This window comes from Cellulosimicrobium sp. Marseille-Q4280, assembly GCF_943181405.1.
GTDB lineage: Bacteria > Actinomycetota > Actinomycetes > Actinomycetales > Cellulomonadaceae > Cellulosimicrobium.
The window spans coordinates 1-18509 of the sequence record NZ_CALPBY010000005.1; the positions used below are offsets into that span (position 1 = coordinate 1).

The following is an 18509-nucleotide window of genomic DNA, read 5'->3' on the forward strand; positions in this document are numbered from 1 at the left end:
TGACCGTCCCGCCGCCCGTCCGCCGCCTGATCGCGCGGGTCGAGCGAGGACCAGGGCGAGACGACGCCGGGAGGGGTGGGTGGGGCGCCGCGTCGTGGTGGGCCTGGCGGGAGCCGCGAGGAACGAGCGGCGGATGGTAGACGCGGCGCCCCACCCACCCCGACACCCAGGACGACCACTCTCCGTCGGGCCGACCGCCGTACTACCTCGCGGACCCCGGTACTACCTCGGGGGCGGCGCGGTGCTCGCGCGGGCGACGAGGCGCGTCGGGACGAGCCGCGTCCCGGTCTCGTAGACCCCCTCGCGCACCTGCCGGAGCACCTGCTCGACGCACCGGCGGCCGACCTCCGCGAAGTCCTGGTGGACCGTCGTGAGCGGTGGCAGGAACTCGCTCGACTCCGGCAGGTCGTCGAACCCGACGACGCTCACGTCCTCCGGCACGCGCCGGCCCGCGTCGTGCAGGGCGCGCACGAGCCCGAGCGCCATCTGGTCGTTGGCGACGAACACGGCGGTGACGTCGTCGCGCACGGCGAGACGCCGCCCCGCCTCGTACCCGGACGTCGGCGACCAGTCGCCGCGCTCGACCGGAGGCACCTCGCGCCCGGCCTCCTCGAGCGTCGAGCGCCACGCCGCGGTGCGCCGCTCGGCGGCGAACGAGTGCGCGGGCCCGGCGAGGTGGTGCACGGTCGCGTGCCCCAGGTCGAGCAGGTGCCGCACGGCCTGCCGCGTCCCGTCGGCCTGGTCCGTGTCGACGACGGCGTAGCTCTCGCCCGCGTCGGAGTCCGCGACGACGACCTGCACCCCGGGCGGCAGGCTCACCTGCGCGACGTCGAGGAGGTGCACCTCCATGAGGAGGATGATCGCGTCCACCGCGAGCTCGCCGAGACGCGTGAACGCTCCCCGGACGCCGTCCTGCGTGGGCGCCGCGACGGGGATGATCGTGATCGCGTAGCCCTCCGCGGCGGCCGACGTCGCGATCGCCTCGAGCGTGCGGACGTTCCCCGTGGTCGCGAGCGAGAAGAGGATCACCCCGATCGTGCGGAAGCTGCCGCTCTTGAGCGCGCGGGCCGCGCTGTTCGGCCGGTAGCCGAGCTCGCTCATCGCCGCGAGCACCCGGGTCCGCGTGGACTCGACGACGCCGGGGTGCCCGTTGGACACGCGCGACACCGTCTGCGCCGAGACGCCGGCGACGCGTGCGACGTCGGCCATGGACACGCGCCTCGGCGCCACCAGGCCGCCCGCCGCGCTCGCGTGCCGGCGTGAGCCGTCCGGCGGCGTCGCCGTGAGCGTCGTGGCGGCGGGGGCGTCCTCGTCGAGCCCGTCGGTCATCGTCCTCGTCCTCGTGGTCCGGTCGTGCGGGAAGGTGCGCGGCAAGCATGCCCTGCGAGATCACCCTAGGCGATGTTTGCGCAAACACCGAGCGTCGTGCATGCTGATGTTTACGTAAACACCCGGGGACGACCGACGTCCCCCGCCCCCGACGACGAGGAAGCAGCATGACGACGACGTCCCCACCCGTGGTGGTCTCCGACGTGCCACCGGTCGACGGCCCCTCCTCCCGGCCCGCGCGCCGCCGACGGCGCTCGTGGATCGGCTGGGGCTTCGTGGGCCCGTTCATGGCCGTCTTCGCGCTCGTGTTCCTCGCACCGATCGCGTACTCGATTTACCTGAGCCTGTTCCGCACGCAGATGGTCGGCGGGACGCAGTTCGTCGGCTTCGAGAACTACGCCCGCGCCTTCTCCGACCCGCAGTTCTGGTCGGGCGTCACGCGCGTCGGGCTGTTCCTCCTCGTGCAGGTGCCGATCATGCTCGGCATCGCGCTGCTCGTGGCGCTGGCGATCGACAGCGGACGCCTGTACGGGAAGAACTTCTTCCGCATCTCGATCTTCCTGCCGTACGCCGTCCCCGCCGTCGTCGCGACGCTCATGTGGGGCTTCATGTACGGCACGCGGTTCGGCCTCGTCGGCAACATCAACGACGCGCTCGGGACGTCGATCCCCAACCCGCTGTCGCCCGAGTGGGTGCTCCTCGCGATCGGCAACATCGTGACCTGGGAGTTCGTGGGCTACAACATGCTCATCTTCTACTCGGCGCTGCGGGTCATCCCGACCTCGCTCTACGAGGCCGCCGAGCTCGACGGCGCGAGCCAGTGGCAGGTCGTCCGGTCGATCAAGATCCCCGCGATCCGGGGCTCGCTCGTCATCGCGACGATCTTCTCGATCATCGGCTCGTTCCAGCTCTTCAACGAGCCGAGCATCCTGCAGAGCCTCGCGCCCAACGCCATCACGACGTACTTCACCCCGAACCTGTACGCGTACTCGCTGTCGTTCTCCGGCCAGCAGTACAACTACTCGGCGACCGTCGCCATCATCATGGGCGTCCTCACCATGATCGTGGCCTACGTCGTCCAGCTGCGCGGCATGCGCAAGGAGGCCTGACCGTGACTGCGACGACTCCCACCAACCCGCACCCGTCCGTCGTGCCCGTCGTCGGCCCGCCGCCGCGCAAGCCCGTCCGGCTGCGCTCGCGCCCGCACAGCGTCTCCACGCCCCGCCGCAGCACCCTGCTCACGGTCCTCAGCGGCGTCGTGCTCCTCTACGCGCTCGTCCCGCTGTTCTGGCTCTTCGTCAACGCGACGAAGACGCAGTCGAGCCTGTTCGCGTCGTTCGGCCTGTGGTTCAGCGGCGACTTCGCGCTGTTCGACAACATCGCCCGGACCCTGACCTACGACGGCGGGATCTTCGGCCGCTGGTTCGCCAACACGGTCCTGTACGTCGTGGTCGGTGCGGGCGGCGCCACGTTCCTCGCCGTGCTCGGCGGCTACGCCCTCGCGAAGTTCGACTTCCCCGGGAAGCGCGGGGTGTTCGCGACGGTCATCGGCGCGGTCGCCGTGCCGGGCACCGCGCTCGCCGTCCCGACGTTCCTCATGTTCAGCCAGATGGGCCTGACGAACACGCCGTGGGCCGTGATCATCCCGTCGCTCATCTCGCCCTTCGGCCTCTACCTCATGTGGGTCTTCGCGGCCGAGGCGATCCCCACCGAGCTGCTCGAGGCCGCGCGCGTCGACGGGTCGAACGAGTTCCGCACGTTCTTCCAGGTCTCGCTGCCGCTGCTCGCGCCCGGGATCGTCACCGTGCTGCTCTTCACGATGGTCGCGACGTGGAACAACTACTTCCTGCCGCTCATCATGCTCAAGGACCCCACCTGGTACCCCCTGACGCTCGGCCTCAACGCGTGGAACGCCCAGGCCGCGACCGCGGGCGGCGAGGCCATCTTCGACCTCGTCATCACCGGGTCGCTGCTGACGATCCTGCCGCTGATCGCCGCCTTCCTGCTCCTCCAGCGCTACTGGCAGTCCGGCCTCGCGGCCGGGTCCGTCAAGGAGTGAGCCCCCGGGTCCCGTGGCGCACGGCCGCGCGACCGCACCACCCCTCTGGCACGCATCCCCCGCACCACCATCCGTCTGACGACGAAGTGAGAGGAACCCTCATGTCCATCCGCACCCCCCGCACCCTGCGGGCCGTCGCCGCCACCGGCGTCCTCGCCCTCGGCCTGGCCGCGTGCAGCTCCGGCAGCGGCGACGACGCCGGCTCCGGTGCCGACGGCGGCTCCGCCGACGACGTCGCCGCTGCTCTCGAGGAGGGCGGCTCGCTCACCGTGTGGGCCTGGGAGCCCACGCTCGAGCAGGTCGTCACCGACTTCGAGGCCGAGTACCCGGACGTCGACGTCGAGCTCGTCAACGCCGGCACCGGCAACGACCAGTACACGGCGCTGCAGAACGCGATCGCCGCCGGCTCGGGCGTCCCCGACGTCGCGCAGGTCGAGTACTACGCGCTCCCGCAGTTCGCGCTGTCCGACGCCGTCGCGGACCTCTCCGCGTTCGGCGCCGCCGACCTGGACGGGACCTTCACGCCCGGCCCGTGGAGCGCCGTCCAGCAGGGCGAGGGCGTCTACGGCCTGCCGATGGACTCCGGCCCCATGGCCCTCTTCTACAACGAGGAGGTCTTCACGCAGCACGGCATCGAGGTGCCGACGACGTGGGACGGCTTCGTCGAGGCCGCCCGGGCTCTGCACGCGGCAGACCCGAACGTCTACATCACCAACGACACGGGTGACGCGGGCTTCACGACGTCGCTCATCTGGCAGGCCGGCGGCCAGCCGTTCCAGGTCGACGGCACCGACGTGACGGTCGACCTCGCGGACGAGGGCAGCACGCAGTTCGCCGAGACGTGGCAGACGCTCATCGACGAGGACCTCCTCGCCCCCGTGAGCTCGTGGAGCGACGAGTGGTACCAGGGCCTCGGCAACGGGACCATCGCGACCCTCGCGATCGGCGCGTGGATGCCGGCCAACCTCGAGTCGGGCGTGCCCGACGGCGCCGGCAAGTGGCGCGTCGCCCCGCTCCCGCAGTGGGAGGAGGGCGCGTCCGCGAGCGCCGAGAACGGCGGCTCCGCGCTGTCCGTGCCGGCCGCGAGCGAGAACCAGGCGCTCGCCTACGGCTTCCTCGAGTACGCGAACGCCGGCGACGGCGTGCAGGCCCGCGTCGACGGCGGCGCGTTCCCGGCCACGACGGCCGAGCTCGAGTCGGACGAGTTCCAGGGCTACGAGTCCGAGTACTTCGGCGGCCAGAAGATCAACGAGGTCCTCGCGCAGTCGGCGGCCGACGTCGTCGAGGGCTGGTCGTACCTGCCCTTCCAGGTCTACGCGAACTCGATCTTCAACGACACGGTCGGCCAGGCGTACGTCTCGTCGACCACGCTGACCGAGGGCCTGCAGGCCTGGCAGGACGCGTCCGTGAAGTACGGCACGGAGCAGGGCTTCACCGTCAACGAGTGAGGCACGCCGGTGGCCGGGCCACGAGGCCCGGCCACCGGTCCCCGCCCGACGGCGCACCTCTCGCGCCACCCGAGCACCATCCGAGGAGCACCCCCGTGTCGACCACGACCGACCGACCCGTCCCCCACCGCTGGCTGCGCCGCCCCGGACCCCACGCGCCGTCGGGCACGCCCGCCGCGACCGGGGCCCCCGGCACGACCGGCGGGAGCGCCGAGCACGCGCCGTCGGGCCTGTCCTACGGGGCGGACTACAACCCGGACCAGTGGCCGCGCGAGGTGTGGGACGAGGACGTGCGCCTCATGCGCGAGGCCGGCGTGACCGTCATGTCGCTCGCGATCTTCTCGTGGGCGCGGATCCAGCCGACCGAGGACACGTGGGACTTCGCGTGGCTCGACGAGATCATGGACCTGCTGCACGAGAACGGCATCACCGTCGACCTCGCGACGGCGACCGCGTCGCCGCCGCCGTGGCTCACGACGAAGCACCCCGAGATCCTGCCGCAGACCCGCACGGGCGAGACGCTGTGGCCCGGCGCGCGCCAGCAGTGGCGCCCGACGTCGCCGGTGTTCCGCGAGCACGCGCTGCGCCTCGTCGAGCGCATGGCCGAGCGCTACGGCGACCACCCGGCGCTCGTCGCGTGGCACGTCTCGAACGAGCTGGGCTGCCACAACGTCTACGACTACAGCGACGACGCGGCGTCCGCGTTCAGGTCCTGGCTGCGCGAGCGGTACGCGACCCTCGACGCGCTCAACGCCGCGTGGGGCACCGCGTTCTGGTCGCAGCGCTACAGCGCGTGGGAGCAGGTCCTGCCGCCGCGCCTCGCCGCGTCGCACCCGAACCCCACGCAGCAGCTCGACTTCAAGCGGTTCTCGTCCGACGCGCTGCAGGACTACCTGCGCGCCGAGGCCGCGATCCTGCGCCGTGCGACCCCCGACGTCCCCGTGACGACCAACTTCATGGTCATGGGCGAGACGAAGGGCATGGACTACGCCGCGTGGGCCGACGAGCTCGACTTCGTCTCCAACGACCACTACGTGCTCCCCGGGCCGCAGGCGCTCGACGAGCTGTCGTTCTCCGCGAACCTCACCGGCGGCATCGCCCGGCACCGCCCGTGGTTCCTCATGGAGCACTCCACGAGCGCCGTGAACTGGCAGCCGGTGAACGTCGCGAAGAAGCCGGGCGAGCTCGCGCGCGACTCCCTCACGCACGTCGCGCACGGCGCGGACGCGGTCTGCTACTTCCAGTGGCGCCAGTCCGCCGCGGGCGCGGAGAAGTACCACTCGGGGATGGTCCCGCACGCGGGCGAGCACTCGCGCCTGTTCCGTGACGTCGTCGCGCTCGGCGCGACGCTGCGCGACCTCGCGCCCGTCGCGGGCAGCGAGCAGAAGCCGTCGCGCGCCGCGATCGTCTTCGACTGGGACTCGTGGTGGACGTCCGAGCTGGACTCGCACCCGACGGACCGGCTGCGGTACCGCCAGGAGGCGCTCGACTGGTACTCCGCGTTCCTCGCGCTCGGCGTGCGCGCGGACGTCGTGCCGGTCGCGTCCGACCTCACGGGGTACGACGTCGTCGTGGCACCCGTGCTGCACGTGGTCCCGGCGCCGCTGCGCGACCGTCTCACGACGTTCGTCGAGGGCGGCGGGCACCTCGTGACGACGTACTTCTCGGGCGTCGTCGACCAGGACGACCACGCGTGGCTCGGCGGGTACCCCGGCGCGCTGCGCGACCTGCTCGGCGTGCGCGTCGAGGAGTTCTCGCCGCTGCTGGACCACGAGTCCGCGACCGTCGAGCTCGGTGGCGAGCAGCTCGAGGCGACACTGTGGACCGAGCCGGTGGACGTCGTCGACCCCGACGTCGAGGTGCTCGGCTGGTACAAGACCGGCGAGCAGGCGGGACGCGCCGCCGTGACGCGCCGGGCCGTCGCTCCGACCGGCCGGGCCGGGGAGCGCGCCGGGTCCGCCGCGTACGTCTCGACGCGCTTCGGTCGCGAGGGTCTCGTGCCCGTGCTCGCGCGCCTGCTCGACGACGCGGGCGTGCGCAGCGAGCTGCCCGCCGCGGTCCGCGGCCAGGTCGAGCTCGCGGTCCGCACCGACGGGACCGACGACTTCTGGTTCCTCGTCAACCGCACGGCCCAGCCGGTCGAGGTGCCCGACGTCGCGGGCGACGTCCTCGCGGGCCGCCGCCTCGCGCCGTCGGGCACGACGGGAACGGCGAGCACGGCGAGCACGAGCGACGTCCCCGGCGCTCTCCTGCTCGACCCGCGCGGTGTGGCGGTCGTCCGCCGCCCGGCAGACCCGGCGAGGTAGTACCCCGGTCCTCCGAGGTAGTACCCCGGTCCTCCACCGGGGTACTACCTCGCGGGCCCCCCGTACCACCTCGCGGAACCACCGTTCTACCTCGCGAGACCCCCGTACTACCTCGCGCAACCACCGTTCTACCTCGCGAGACCCCCGTACTACCTCGGCACGAAGACCCCCGCGGGAACGACCCGCACCCGGCCCCGCGCCGGATCGCAGCGACGCGAAGGAGGTGGCTCAGGGATGAGCCGAACACCTGACGAGCGACAGCACGACTCGACAGCACGAGGAGGTCCGGCCCGCCGGCCGGCACGACGGGCGGGAGCACGGCTCGGCGCAGGGATCGGGGCCGGGGCGCTCGTCGCCGGCTGCGCCCTCGCGGCGCTGCCGGCCCAGGCGGCACCTGCCGTCACCGCCTCCTCCGTCGCGGCGACGGGACTGGTAGGCGCCACGACGGCGGCCGCCGCGGACGTCCCCGGCGTCACCGTGACCCCCGACCCGTCGTACGCGGGCGAGCCGTTCGAGGGCTGGGGCACGAGCCTCGTGTGGTTCGCCAACGCGACCGGCGACTACCCGGACGAGATCCGCGACCGCCTGGCCGACATGGTCTTCGGCGACGAGGGTCTCAACCTCAACATCGCGCGGTACAACGTCGGCGGCGGCAACGCGCCCGACGTCCCCGACTACCTGCGCGCGGGCGGCGCCGTCGACGGCTGGTGGAAGGCGCCCGAGGGCACCACGCGCGAGGACGTCGACTGGTGGGACCCGGAGAACCCGGACCACTGGGACCCCGACGCCGACCAGACGCAGCGCTGGTGGGTCGACCGCATCAAGGACGAGGTCACGCACTGGGAGACGTTCAGCAACTCCCCGCCGTGGTTCATGACCGTGAGCGGCTACGTCTCGGGCGGGTTCGACGCGAACGCGGACCAGCTCAAGACCCAGAGCGTCGACGACTTCGCCGCTTACATGGTGGGCGTCACCGAGCGCCTCGAGGAGGCGCACGGGATCGACGTCGCCACGGTCGACCCGTTCAACGAGCCGAACACCGACTACTGGGGCACCCAGCTCGGCACCGACGGCAACCCGACCGGGGGCCGCCAGGAGGGTGCCCACATCGGCCCCGAGCTGCAGCAGCAGGTGATCCCCGCGCTCGCCGAGGCGCTCGACGGTTCGTCGACCGACGCGGTGATCTCCGCGATGGACGAGACCAACCCGGGCACGTTCGCGCGGAACTGGAACTCCTACCCGCAGTCCGTGCGCGACCAGGTCTCCCAGCTCAACGTCCACACCTACGGCACGGGCCAGCGCACCACGGTCCGCGACATCGCCAAGGGCGAGGACAAGCCGCTGTGGATGAGCGAGGTCGGCGGCAACTGGAGCTCGACCGGCCAGGACTTCGAGACCATGGAGTCCGGCCTCGGCAGCGCGCAGCACATCGTCGACGACCTGCGCGAGCTCGAGCCGTCGGCGTGGGTCTTCTGGCAGCCGGTCGAGGACTACGACAACATGGCGCCCGGCGGCGAGAGCGCGAACGGCATGAACTGGGGCGAGATCCAGATCCCGTTCGACTGCACGGCCACCGACACGCTCGAGACGTGCCCCATCTACACGAACACGAAGTACTGGGCGACCCAGAACTTCACGCACTACATCGAGCCGGGCGACTCTCTCGTCCGCTCGGACGACGCGAACAGCACCGCCGCGGTCTCCGCCGACGGCGAGCAGGCGACCGTCGTGCACGTCAACGCCACCACCGCGGAGCGCGCCGTCACGCTCGACCTGTCGAAGTTCGGTGCGGTCGAGTCCGATGCGACCGTCACCCCCGTCGTGACCAGCACGGCGGGCTACCTCGTCGAGGGCGAGCCGGTCTCCGTCTCGGCCGACGACCAGGGCGCGAGCGCCACGCTCACCGTCCCGGCCGAGTCCGTGACGACGTTCGTCGTGGACGGCGTCTCCGGCGTCGCCGAGGACGCGGCCCTCGTCCAGGACGGCCACGTGTACCGCCTCGACGGCGTGCAGTCGAACCGTTCGCTCGCCCCGGCGGCGACCGGCGACGGTGTCGTCATCCGCACCGACGCCGCGGTCGCCGAGCAGGCGTGGGAGCTCACCGCTCTGGGCGCGCCCGAGGGCTCGGGCTCGCACCGCTCGCGCTACGCGGTGACGAACGCGGCGACGGGCGAGCAGCTCGCCGTGGCCACGGACACGTCGCCGGTGCTGACGGAGGCTCCCGCCGACGTCGCGGACACGCCCCTGACCGCGCAGTGGATCCTCTCCACGACCGGCGACGGCACGTACACGCTCGTCAACGCGTCGTCGAAGACCCTGCTCGAGGTGGGCGGTCAGGCGACCGCCGACGGCTCGCCCGTCGGGACGTACCTCGCCAACTCCGGGATCAACCAGCGCTGGCGGATCGTCGACGAGACGGTGCTCGGCACGGAGCCCGTCGACGCGTTCACCACGCCGGGCACCGCGCCCGGGCTGCCCGCCACCGTCACGCCCGTCTACCGCGACGGCGCGCGCGGCGAGCTCCCCGTCACGTGGGAGCTCCCCGGCGACGACGCGTGGGCGTCTCCCGGGACCGTCGAGGTCCCGGGGACAGTCGCGCTGCCCACGGGCGGCACGCTGGAAGCCACGGCGACGGTCGTCGTGGACACGCTCGACCGCACGCTGCCGGCGCGCGCGAAGTCGTACGCGGGCGGCACGCCCGCGCTCCCGACGACCGTCACCGCCGTCGCCGCGGGCGGCGCCGAGGTCCAGCGCCCCGTGACGTGGGACGCGGCCCCGGACGGCGCGTTCGACGAGGTCGGCGTGGTCGAGCTCGCCGGGACCGCCGACGCGGGCACCGTGGACGGCACACCGACGACCCTGCCCGCCGTCGTGCGGGTCCAGGTCACCGAGGCCGCGTCCGCGAACGGCGCGCTCGCCACGGGCACGACCGCGTCCGCGACGTTCACCGAGCCCGGCTACTCCGTCGCCGGGGTCGTCAACGGCAACCTCACCGACAAGGCGTGGTCGAACTGGCTGTCCGGCACCAAGCGCGCCTCCGACACGCTCACGGTCACGCTGCCGGCGGAGCGCGACGTCACCGGCGTCGTGACCCGCTTCTGGAAGGACGGGTCGAGCGCGACCTGGGCGCAGTCCGTGCAGCTCCAGGCGCTCGTCGGCGGCACGTGGACCGACGTCGGGGCACCGGTCACGGTGGACGCGTCCCCGGACGGCCCGGCACCGGTCGTCGAGGTCCCCGCGGGCGTGCGCACCGCGTCCGTGCGCGTGGTCCTCGCGGCACGGGCGAACACGCACATGGTGGTCTCCGAGATCGAGGTCCTCGCCAAGGTGCCGGGCACGGGGACCGACGCCGCGGCGTCGGGCATCACCGTGGACGGCGAGCCGCTCGCGGGCTTCGACCCCGAGGTCACCGCGTACGAGGTGGCGGCCGAGGGCGACGTGCCCGAGGTCGCGGCCACCGCGCACGACCCGTACGCGAGCGTCGCGGTCGAGCCGGCCGACGCGGTCCCGGGCGTCACGACCGTCCGCGTGACCGCCGAGGACGGCACCGAGCGCGCCTACACGCTCTCGTGGACCGACGGCGCGCAGGCGCCCGTGACCGCGACCGCCGAGGTGCGCTGCCTCGCCGGCAGGGCGTACGTCGCGGTCCGCGCGACCAACGACGGCGCGGCGCCGATCGATGTGACGATCACGACGCCCTACGGCTCGCGGTCGTTCGCCGACGTCGCCCCCGGGTCGAACGCGTACCAGTCGTTCGCGGCGCGCTCCGCGTCCGTCCCGGCCGGGGCGGCCCAGGTGACGGTCGTCGGCCACCAGCCGGTCGACGTCACCTACGACGCGCGCACCTGCTGACGACCCGTACCACCACGACGGCGGATCGCCGGGGACGAGCTCCCCGGCGGTCCGCCGTCGTGCTGCTCGGCGGACCGCCGGACAGACCGCCGGACAGACCGCCGGACGGACCGCCGACGGGCCCTCCGAGGGCTGCCGGGACACAATTCGGACACGCCCGGGCGGTACGCACGCGCGAGGGAGGCCGACATTGCGTAGCGTAGGCACTTGCGCCCTGGATCGTCCGGGGCGCGCTGAAGGAGGCGCGTCGGTGGCCGAGAGCGGTGTACGGGTGCAGGACGACGGGACCCTGTGGGTCATGTACGGCGAGATCGACGCCGCGGTCCAGGCGCGGCACGAGGACGACCTGCAGCGTCGCGCACAGGCCGCGACCGCTCAGATCCGCATCGACCTGACCGACGTGACGTTCATGGACTCGGGCGGCCTGCGGCTGCTGTACCACGCGGCGACCGCGGGCGAGACGCCACCCGCGCTCCTCGGCACGCCGCGCCGCGTCCGCGACCTGCTCGAGCTGAGCGGCGTCGACTCGCTGTTCCAGGTCGAGGACTCAGCGTGAGCATCGCCGCCGCGGACGTCCCGGTCCGTTTCGTCGAGATCGGCTCGTGGCGTCTCGCCACGCTCGCCGATCTCGGCGATCTGCGCGGGCACGTGCACCGCACGCTGACGGGTGCGCCCCTGCCGCCCGACCGTCACCTCGACGCCGCCCCGGAGCGCATCGTGCTCGTCGCGAGCGAGCTCGCCACGAACGCGCTCCGCCACGGACGGCCGCCGGCGCTCGTCCGGCTGCTCAGCGACGGGCGCGAGTTCGTCGTCGACGTCGTCGACCACTCCCCCGAGCGCCCGCCCGTCATCGACCCGCACCGCCCGCCCGGCGCCGGCGGCTTCGGCCTGCAGCTCGCGCGTCGCGCAGCCCGCGAGGTCGGCTGGTTCACCACAGCCACGGGCGAGAAGCACGTCTGGGCCCGGTTCGAGGTGCCCCTGTTCCGCGCCGGGACGGGCGCCCGGAGCGCTCTCGCACTCCTCGCCTGAACGGCAGCCCTCGCGCCTCGCCCGGGCAGGAGCACGGTCGAGCCCGACAGGGTCGGGCGCGCCGTCCCGTCAGGCCTCGCGGTCCCGTCAGGCCTCGCGGCGGAGCACCAGGAGGGTGGCGTCGTCCGCGGAGCGGGGGTCACGGGCCGCGGCGAGGATCTCGTCGGCGCCGGGCCTGCTGCCCCTCTCGAACACCGCCGCGAGCCGGTCGAGGCCGTCCAGGACGGACTCCTCCCGCCGCTCGACGAGCCCGTCGCTGTAGAGGACGAGCGCGCCGCCGCGCGGCACCTCGAGGACGTGGGTGGTCGGCGCGCGGTCGACCAGACCCAGCGGGGGCGCGCTCGCCCCCTGCGCCCAGCGCGGCGTCCCGTCCGCCTCGACCACGAGCAGGGGCGGGTGCCCGACCGACACGTGCTCGACGACACCGCTCACCGGGTCCAGCAGCGCGACCGCGACGGTCGCGACCTCGCCCGGGAGCGTCCAGCGGGCGAACTGCGCCAACCGCTCGACCGCTTCGGCGGCCGACGACGTGCCCACGAGCGCGGCCCGGAGGGTCGTGCTCAGCTGGCCCATCGTCGCCGCCGCCTGGAGACCGTGCCCGGTGACGTCGCCGACGACGAGGGCCACCTTGCCCGACGGCAGGTCGAGCGCGTCGTACCAGTCGCCGCCGACGAGGCCGGTGCCGGCCGACTCGTAGCGCGACTCCAGGGACCAGCCCTCGATCCGCGGCAGCAGCGCGGGCAGCAGGCTCCGCTGCAGCTCCTCGGTCGCGCGCAGCGCCTTGCGACCGCGCGCGTAGAGCGCCTCGACGAGGTGCCCGCGCAGCGCCGCCGCGAAGTCCGTCTGGTCCGAGGTCCAGGGGCGGCTGTGACCGCGCACGACCTCGCGCCACCGCTCGAACGACTTGCGCGGGCTCAGCCGGACGTCGCCGCCCTCGCGGCGTGCGATGGCCTTGTTGTGCGGGTCCCCGCCCCAGTCGACGTGCCGGAGCACCTCGTCGCGGACCCACACGACGACCTGCCCCTCGGGCAGCACGATGCCCAGGACCCCGGCCACGTCGGGCATGAGGGCCGCCAGCGCGGGCACGTCGTGCGCGAGCCGGTCGGTGGACACCAGCTCCTCGCCGTGGGACAGCACCCAGGCGACGAGCGCGCGGCAGGCGTCGTCGTCCGGGACGTTCCCGACCGAGGTGAGACGCCCCTCCGCGACGACCACCGCGCCGTCGGCGCGCACGAGCCGGCGCAGCCAGCCGGAGCGGGTGATCGCCGTGCCGAGCGGGGCCGCCTCGTCGCGGCTGTCGGCGGCGAGGTGCGCGAGCACGCTCTCCGCGCGCCGCACCTCGGCGTCCCGCTCCGTCTCGGCCTGGGACACGAGCCGGACCGACAGCGCCGACCCGAGGAACTCCGCCGCGGTGCGCACCTCGAACGGCGGCTCGTGCGGGCCGGCGTAGTGGTGGCACGCGATGAGGCCCCAGAGCCGGCCCTCGCGCAGCAGCGAGATGGACATCGACGCCCGCACGCCCATGTTCCGGAGGTACTCGAGGTGGATCGGCGAGACGCTGCGCAGCGTCGAGTACGTGAGGTCGAGCGGGGCACCCGTCGTGGACAGGACCGTCGGGACGATCGCCGACGGCTCGTAGTCGACGTCGGCGATGAGCCGGATCCAGTTCTTCTCGTACAGCGCGCGTGCCTGCGGCGGGATGTCCGAGGCCGGGTAGTGCAGCCCGAAGAAGGAGTTGAGGTCGTCGCGCCGCGCCTCGGCGACGACCTCGCCGTTGTACGCCGCGTCGAAGCGGTAGATCATCACGCGGTCGAACTTCGTGAGCTCGCGGACGTGGCGCGCGGCGTCGTCGTACAGCTCCTCCAGGGTCGCGGCGCGCTCGAGGTCCCGCAGCGCGCGCCGCACGGAGAGGTACGTGTTGGGGAACGTCAGAGGGCGGGCGCCGGTGGCCGCCTCGAGCTCGACGACGAGGACGGGCTCGGAGCCAGGACCGTCGTCGGGCAGCGGCGGGCGGTGGAGCACCACGTCGACGTCGCGCGGGAAGCCGTCGAGCCGGAGGGTGAGCGGGTTGCGGTCCGCGAGCTCCGCTCCAGCGGACGCGTGGGCGAGGACCCTCCGCGCGGGGTCGGGCCCGAGCGCCGCGGCGAGGTGCTCCCCGAGCAGGTCGTGCGGCGACACACCGAGCAGGCGCTCCGCGCTCGCCGACGCCTGGAGCACCGTGCCGTCCGACTCGCGGACCGCCAGGAGCACACCTCGCGGCTGGACGAGTCCCGGGACGTGGATCGGCTCCCGGGCGCAGTTGTCGAGGTCGACGGGCTCGCCAGGGGCGAGCAACCCGTCGGGGTCGACCGTGCTGGTCACGCCTGTCTCCGTCCGCCGCCGTGGCACAGCGCTGCCACGGAAAGATCGACGGATCACCTGGGCTCGAGGATCCGAGTCGAACGGCCCAGGCTACCGCCTGCGACCCCGTTTCTCCGCCATCCGGACCGGGCGTCTCCCACGGACGCGACGGTTCCCCGCCCCGCCACCTCGTTGCGAGGACCGGGTGACCGGTGCCACGGAACTCCGCGGTAGCGTCGTACGTCGGACGGGCGGGAGGAACGGAGCGCCGTCCGCCCACGAACCGAGCCTGAAGGTGACCATGAGCACGACAGTCGACCTGCCCGAACCGATCCTGCGCGCGACGGGCCTCTCCGCAGGGTACGCGGGACCCGACGTCGTCCACGGCATCGACCTCGAGGTCGTCCCGGGCACCGCGCCCGTCGGGATCGTCGGCGAGTCCGGCGCGGGCAAGTCGACGGTCGTGCGTGCGCTCGTCGGGCTCGTGCGGCCGACCCGCGGTCACGCGACCTTCCAGGGTCGCGCCGTCTCGAAGCTCTCGCGCCGCGACAAGAAGACGTTCAAGGCCGAGGTGCGCCGCGTCTCCCAGGACGGGCTCGCAGGGGTGGGGATCGACCCGCGCTGGACCGTCGACCGTGCACTGTCGGCCGCGCTCACCGAGGCGCGGAAGGCGGGCCGCGCGAACGGGCGGCCGGTCGCGGACCTCCTCGCCGACGTGTCGCTCGAGCCTCGGTACGCGCCGCGCACGATCCACTCGCTCTCCGGCGGTGAGAAGCAGCGGCTCGCGCTCGCCGTCGCGCTCGCCACGCGGCCGCGCGCGCTCCTGCTCGACGAGCCCCTCACGGCCGTCGACCCGGCGATGCGCGGCGACGTCGTGCGCCGGCTCGGCGAGGCGACGCAGGCGCTCGGCACCGCCGTGCTCCTCGTGTCGCACGACCTCGAGCTCGTCGAGCGCCTGTGCCCCACGGTGCACGTGCTCGCGGACGGCACGTTCGTCGCGTCGGGCGCGCTGCGGGACGTGTTCGCCGGCACCGCGCCGGGGTCCGACCATCCCGCGGTCCGCGGGCTCGCGGAGGCCGCCCCGCTCGCCGTCCAGCGCTTCCGCTGAGCGCTCACGGGAGTCGTCGGGAAGAAAGTTCGCGAGCGGTGTCGAAAACCGGTGCCGCCCGTTCGACGTCCTGGTGAACCCGCCCCCACGGCACTACGGTCGAGGGGCACCCACCGAGGAGGAACGTCATGCGAGTCATGGTCCTGATCACCGGCACCGGTGCCGACGAGGACAAGATCGCCCCCACGCAGGAGATGCTCGCCCAGATGGGCGAGTACAACGAGCAGCTCGTCAAGGCGGGCGTCATGCTCGACGGGCAGGGTCTGCACCCGAGCGCGAAGGGCGCGCGGGTCGTGTTCGACACGACCGGGACGTCCGTCGTCGACGGTCCGTTCACCGAGTCGAAGGAGCTCCTCGCCGGGTACTGGATCTGGCAGGTCTCGTCGCTCGAGGAGGCCGTCGAGTGGGCGAAGCGGTGCCCGTCCGACCCGCAGTACGGCAGCACGCAGGTGCTCGAGATCCGGCCCGTCTTCGAGCCGGAGGACTTCGGCGCGGAGTACACGCCGGAGCTGCGCGAGCAGGACGAGCGCCTGGCCGAGGAGATCAAGGCCCAGCACGGCGGGGCCTGAGCCCGTGCCCCACGCGCCGGCGACGGAGCCCTCGGACGGTTCCCGCAGCGGGTCGGTCCGGGGGTCGGTGCGCAGCGCGGCCGAGGTGCGCCGGACCGTCGAGGCGGTCTGGCGCATCGAGTCCGCGCGGCTGATCGCGGGTCTGGCGCGCACCCTGCGCGACGTGGGGCTCGCGGAGGACGTCGCGCAGGAGGCGTTCGTCGCCGCGCTCGAGCAGTGGCCCGAGCAGGGCGTGCCGGACAACCCCGGCGCGTGGCTCACGACGGTCGCGCGCCGTCGCGCCGTCGACCTGGTCCGCCGTGAGCGCACGCGCGACGCGAAGTACGCGCGCCTCGCGGCGGACCTCGTCGCGCCCGGCGCGAGCACGCACGGCGGCACGACGGCGCGCGCGACGGACGGCGGCGCGGTGCTCGTGGGCAGCGTGCCCGCCCCGGACGCCGTGGTCGACGCGCCCGTGGACGACGACCTCCTCGCGCTCGTGCTCGTCGCGTGCCACCCGGTGCTGCCGCGCGAGTCGCGCGTCGCGCTGACGCTCCGGCTCGTCGGTGGCCTGACGACCGAGGAGATCGCGCGCGCGTTCCTCGTCCCGTCGGCGACGGTCGGCCAGCGCGTCTCGCGCGCCAAGCGCACGCTCGCCGAGGCCCGGGTCGCGTTCGAGGTGCCGCAGGCGGACGAGCTGCCCGCCCGGGTGCCCGCGGCGCTCGAGGTCGTGTACGTGGTGTTCACCGAGGGGTATGCCGCGACGTCGGGCGACGCGTGGGTGCGCCGCGACCTCGCCGAGGACGCGATGCGCCTCGGCCGCGTGCTCGCCGGCCTGCTGCCGTCCGAGCCGGAGGTGCACGGGCTCGTCGCGCTCATGGAGCTCCAGGCGTCGCGCTTCGCGGCGCGCACGGGACCCGACGGCGAGCCCGTCCTCCTCGAGGACCAGGACCGCGCGCGCTGGGACCGCCTGCTGGTCCGCCACGGCCTGGCCGCGCTCGACCGGGCGTTCGCGCTCGGCACGCGGGGCGGGAAGGTCCTGGGGCCGTACACGCTCCAGGCGGCGATCGCCGCGTGCCACGCGCGTGCGGCGACGTTCGCCGAGACCGACTGGGAGGCGATCGTGTCGCTGTACGACGCGCTCGCCGCGGTGGCGCCGTCGCCGGTGGTCGAGCTCAACCGGGCGGTCGCCGTGCTCATGGCCGACGGTCCGGAGCGAGCCCTCGAGGTGCTCGACGCCGTCCACGGCGACCCACGCCTCGAGCGCTACCACCTCTACGGCGCCGTGCGCGGCGACGTCCTGTCCCGCCTCGGTCGGTACGCGGAGGCCTCCGTGACGCTGGAGCAGGCGGCCGGGCTCGCGCCCACGCGGCGCGAACGACGGCTCCTGCTCGGCCGGGCCGCGGCAGCGGCCGAGCACGGCGGCGCGGCCGCGCTCGGCGGCACGGCCGACGGGAGCGGTGCGACCGGAGCGCACGACGGCGGGACCGGTACGACCTACCGGACCGACGATCCTTAGGATCGGGGCGTGACCACGAGCCCCGCGCCCCTCGACGACGCCCGCCCCTCGCTGCGGGAGACGGCGTACGCGACGCTCAAGGCGCGCATCATCGGGCTCGACCTGCACCCGGGCCAGCGGCTCGTCGAGCGTGACATCGCGACCGAGCTGGGTGTCTCGCGCGTGCCGCTCCGCGAGGCGCTGCACCAGCTCGAGAGCGAAGGGCTCGTCGTCCTCGTGCCGCGGCAGGGCGCCCTGGTCGCGCCGTTCACGCGTGCCGACGTCGAGCAGCTCTTCGAGGTCCGCGAGAACGTCGAGGTGCTCGCGTTCCGCCTCGCGGCCCTGCGCCGCTCGGCGGCGGACCTCGCGACGATGGCCGCGGCGGTCGACGCGGCCCGGGTCGCGCTCGCGGCGCACGACGACGCCGCGACCGCCGCCGCGAACGCGGGCTTCCACGCCGCCGTCGTCCAGGCGTGCGGGAACCCGCTGCTGCGGTCGATGCTCGCGCCGCTCGACGCGCGGGTGCGCTGGCTCTTCCACCTCACGAAGCAGCGCGACACGCGCGAGCAGTGCGAGGAGCACGCGGCGATGCTCGCGGCGATCGAGGCGCGGGACGGGGACGCCGTGGCAGACCTCGCGCTGCGGCACGTGGCCTCCGGGCGCGAGCCGAGCCTCGCGCTCGCCGAGACGTGGGCGTCGGCGCCCATCGACCCCGTCGAGGCCACCCGCACGCGCAACCGGGGCCCGCGCTCCCGCTGACCGCCGTCCCGTCCGGTCACACATGATTTACGGCCGGTTGACGCGCCCGAAACACGAGGTCCCCACACTCGGTGCGTAGTGGTATACCACTAACTCGACCAGGAGGACCCATGCGCAGCTCCCGTCCCGCCGCCCCCGCCCGTCCCCGCCCCGCCGCAGGCGCACCCCGCGCGCCGGAACGCCGCCGTCGGCGCGCTCCTCGCCGCGAGCCTCGTCGCCCTCGCGGCGTGCAG

General features: G+C 73.8%; 13 protein-coding genes. 11 read left to right on the forward strand and 2 right to left on the reverse strand.

Annotated elements, in window-relative coordinates; all coding sequences use genetic code 11:
- Positions 1–222: 222 nt before the first annotated feature.
- Complete coding sequence (locus NFS20_RS13365; RefSeq protein WP_251152648.1) at positions 223–1209, reverse strand: LacI family DNA-binding transcriptional regulator; 987 nt, start codon at positions 1207–1209, stop codon at positions 223–225.
- Positions 1210–1496: 287 nt separating this feature from the next.
- On the opposite strand from NFS20_RS13365, the gene NFS20_RS13370 reads away from it, so the two are divergent.
- The 7 genes from NFS20_RS13370 to NFS20_RS13400 all read left to right on the forward strand — a co-directional run bounded on the left by NFS20_RS13370 (position 1497) and on the right by NFS20_RS13400 (position 12023).
- Entirely contained in the window at positions 1497–2438 is a 942-nt protein-coding gene (locus NFS20_RS13370; protein ID WP_251152296.1) for a carbohydrate ABC transporter permease, read from the forward strand.
- A gap of 2 nt (positions 2439–2440) precedes the next feature.
- On the forward strand, positions 2441–3388 hold the full coding sequence (locus tag NFS20_RS13375) for a carbohydrate ABC transporter permease (RefSeq protein ID WP_502800818.1): 948 nt from the start codon (positions 2441–2443) through the stop codon (positions 3386–3388).
- Positions 3389–3489: 101 nt separating this feature from the next.
- Entirely contained in the window at positions 3490–4836 is a 1347-nt protein-coding gene (locus tag NFS20_RS13380; protein WP_251152297.1) for an ABC transporter substrate-binding protein, read from the forward strand.
- 95 nt (positions 4837–4931) lie between these two features.
- Positions 4932–7142, forward strand: coding sequence for a beta-galactosidase (locus NFS20_RS13385; RefSeq protein ID WP_251152298.1), 2211 nt, complete (start codon positions 4932–4934; stop codon positions 7140–7142).
- 234 nt (positions 7143–7376) lie between these two features.
- Complete coding sequence (locus NFS20_RS13390) at positions 7377–10994, forward strand: Ig-like domain-containing protein (RefSeq protein WP_251152299.1); 3618 nt, start codon at positions 7377–7379, stop codon at positions 10992–10994.
- Between the two features lie 250 nt (positions 10995–11244).
- Positions 11245–11550, forward strand: a complete 306-nt coding sequence (locus NFS20_RS13395) for an STAS domain-containing protein (protein WP_251152300.1) — start codon at positions 11245–11247, stop codon at positions 11548–11550.
- Positions 11547–12023: an ATP-binding protein gene (locus NFS20_RS13400; RefSeq protein ID WP_251152301.1), complete on the forward strand. Its 477-nt coding sequence runs from the start codon at positions 11547–11549 to the stop codon at positions 12021–12023. Before NFS20_RS13395 ends, NFS20_RS13400 begins: the two co-directional genes overlap by 4 nt.
- Before the next feature lie 87 nt (positions 12024–12110).
- On the opposite strand, the gene NFS20_RS13405 is transcribed toward NFS20_RS13400, so the two are convergent.
- On the reverse strand, positions 12111–14384 hold the full coding sequence (locus tag NFS20_RS13405) for a SpoIIE family protein phosphatase (protein ID WP_251152302.1): 2274 nt from the start codon (positions 14382–14384) through the stop codon (positions 12111–12113).
- Between the two features lie 280 nt (positions 14385–14664).
- Between NFS20_RS13405 and NFS20_RS13410 the strand changes: the two genes are divergently transcribed.
- The 4 genes from NFS20_RS13410 (at position 14665) to NFS20_RS13425 (ending at position 18276) form a co-directional block, all read left to right on the forward strand.
- Positions 14665–15471, forward strand: a complete 807-nt coding sequence (locus NFS20_RS13410; RefSeq protein ID WP_251152303.1) for an ABC transporter ATP-binding protein — start codon at positions 14665–14667, stop codon at positions 15469–15471.
- A 128-nt stretch (positions 15472–15599) separates the two neighbouring features.
- Positions 15600–16040, forward strand: a complete 441-nt coding sequence (locus NFS20_RS13415) for a YciI family protein (protein WP_251152304.1) — start codon at positions 15600–15602, stop codon at positions 16038–16040.
- Positions 16041–16107: 67 nt separating this feature from the next.
- A complete protein-coding gene (locus tag NFS20_RS13420; protein ID WP_251152650.1) occupies positions 16108–17538 on the forward strand; it encodes an RNA polymerase sigma factor in 1431 nt (476 codons plus the stop codon).
- 9 nt (positions 17539–17547) lie between these two features.
- Positions 17548–18276, forward strand: a complete 729-nt coding sequence (locus tag NFS20_RS13425) for a GntR family transcriptional regulator (protein ID WP_251152305.1) — start codon at positions 17548–17550, stop codon at positions 18274–18276.
- Positions 18277–18509: the final 233 nt, after the last annotated feature.

Bases quoted from the DNA above. Each gene is read 5' to 3' on its own strand.
- NFS20_RS13365 (WP_251152648.1), bottom strand. From the start codon at position 1,209: ATGGCCGACGTCGCACGCGTCGCCGGCGTCTCGGCGCAGACGGTGTCG.
- NFS20_RS13370 (WP_251152296.1), top strand. From the start codon at position 1,497: ATGACGACGACGTCCCCACCCGTGGTGGTCTCCGACGTGCCACCGGTC.
- NFS20_RS13380 (WP_251152297.1), top strand. From the start codon at position 3,490: ATGTCCATCCGCACCCCCCGCACCCTGCGGGCCGTCGCCGCCACCGGC.
- NFS20_RS13390 (WP_251152299.1), top strand. From the start codon at position 7,377: ATGAGCCGAACACCTGACGAGCGACAGCACGACTCGACAGCACGAGGA.
- NFS20_RS13410 (WP_251152303.1), top strand. From the start codon at position 14,665: ATGAGCACGACAGTCGACCTGCCCGAACCGATCCTGCGCGCGACGGGC.
- NFS20_RS13415 (WP_251152304.1), top strand. From the start codon at position 15,600: ATGCGAGTCATGGTCCTGATCACCGGCACCGGTGCCGACGAGGACAAG.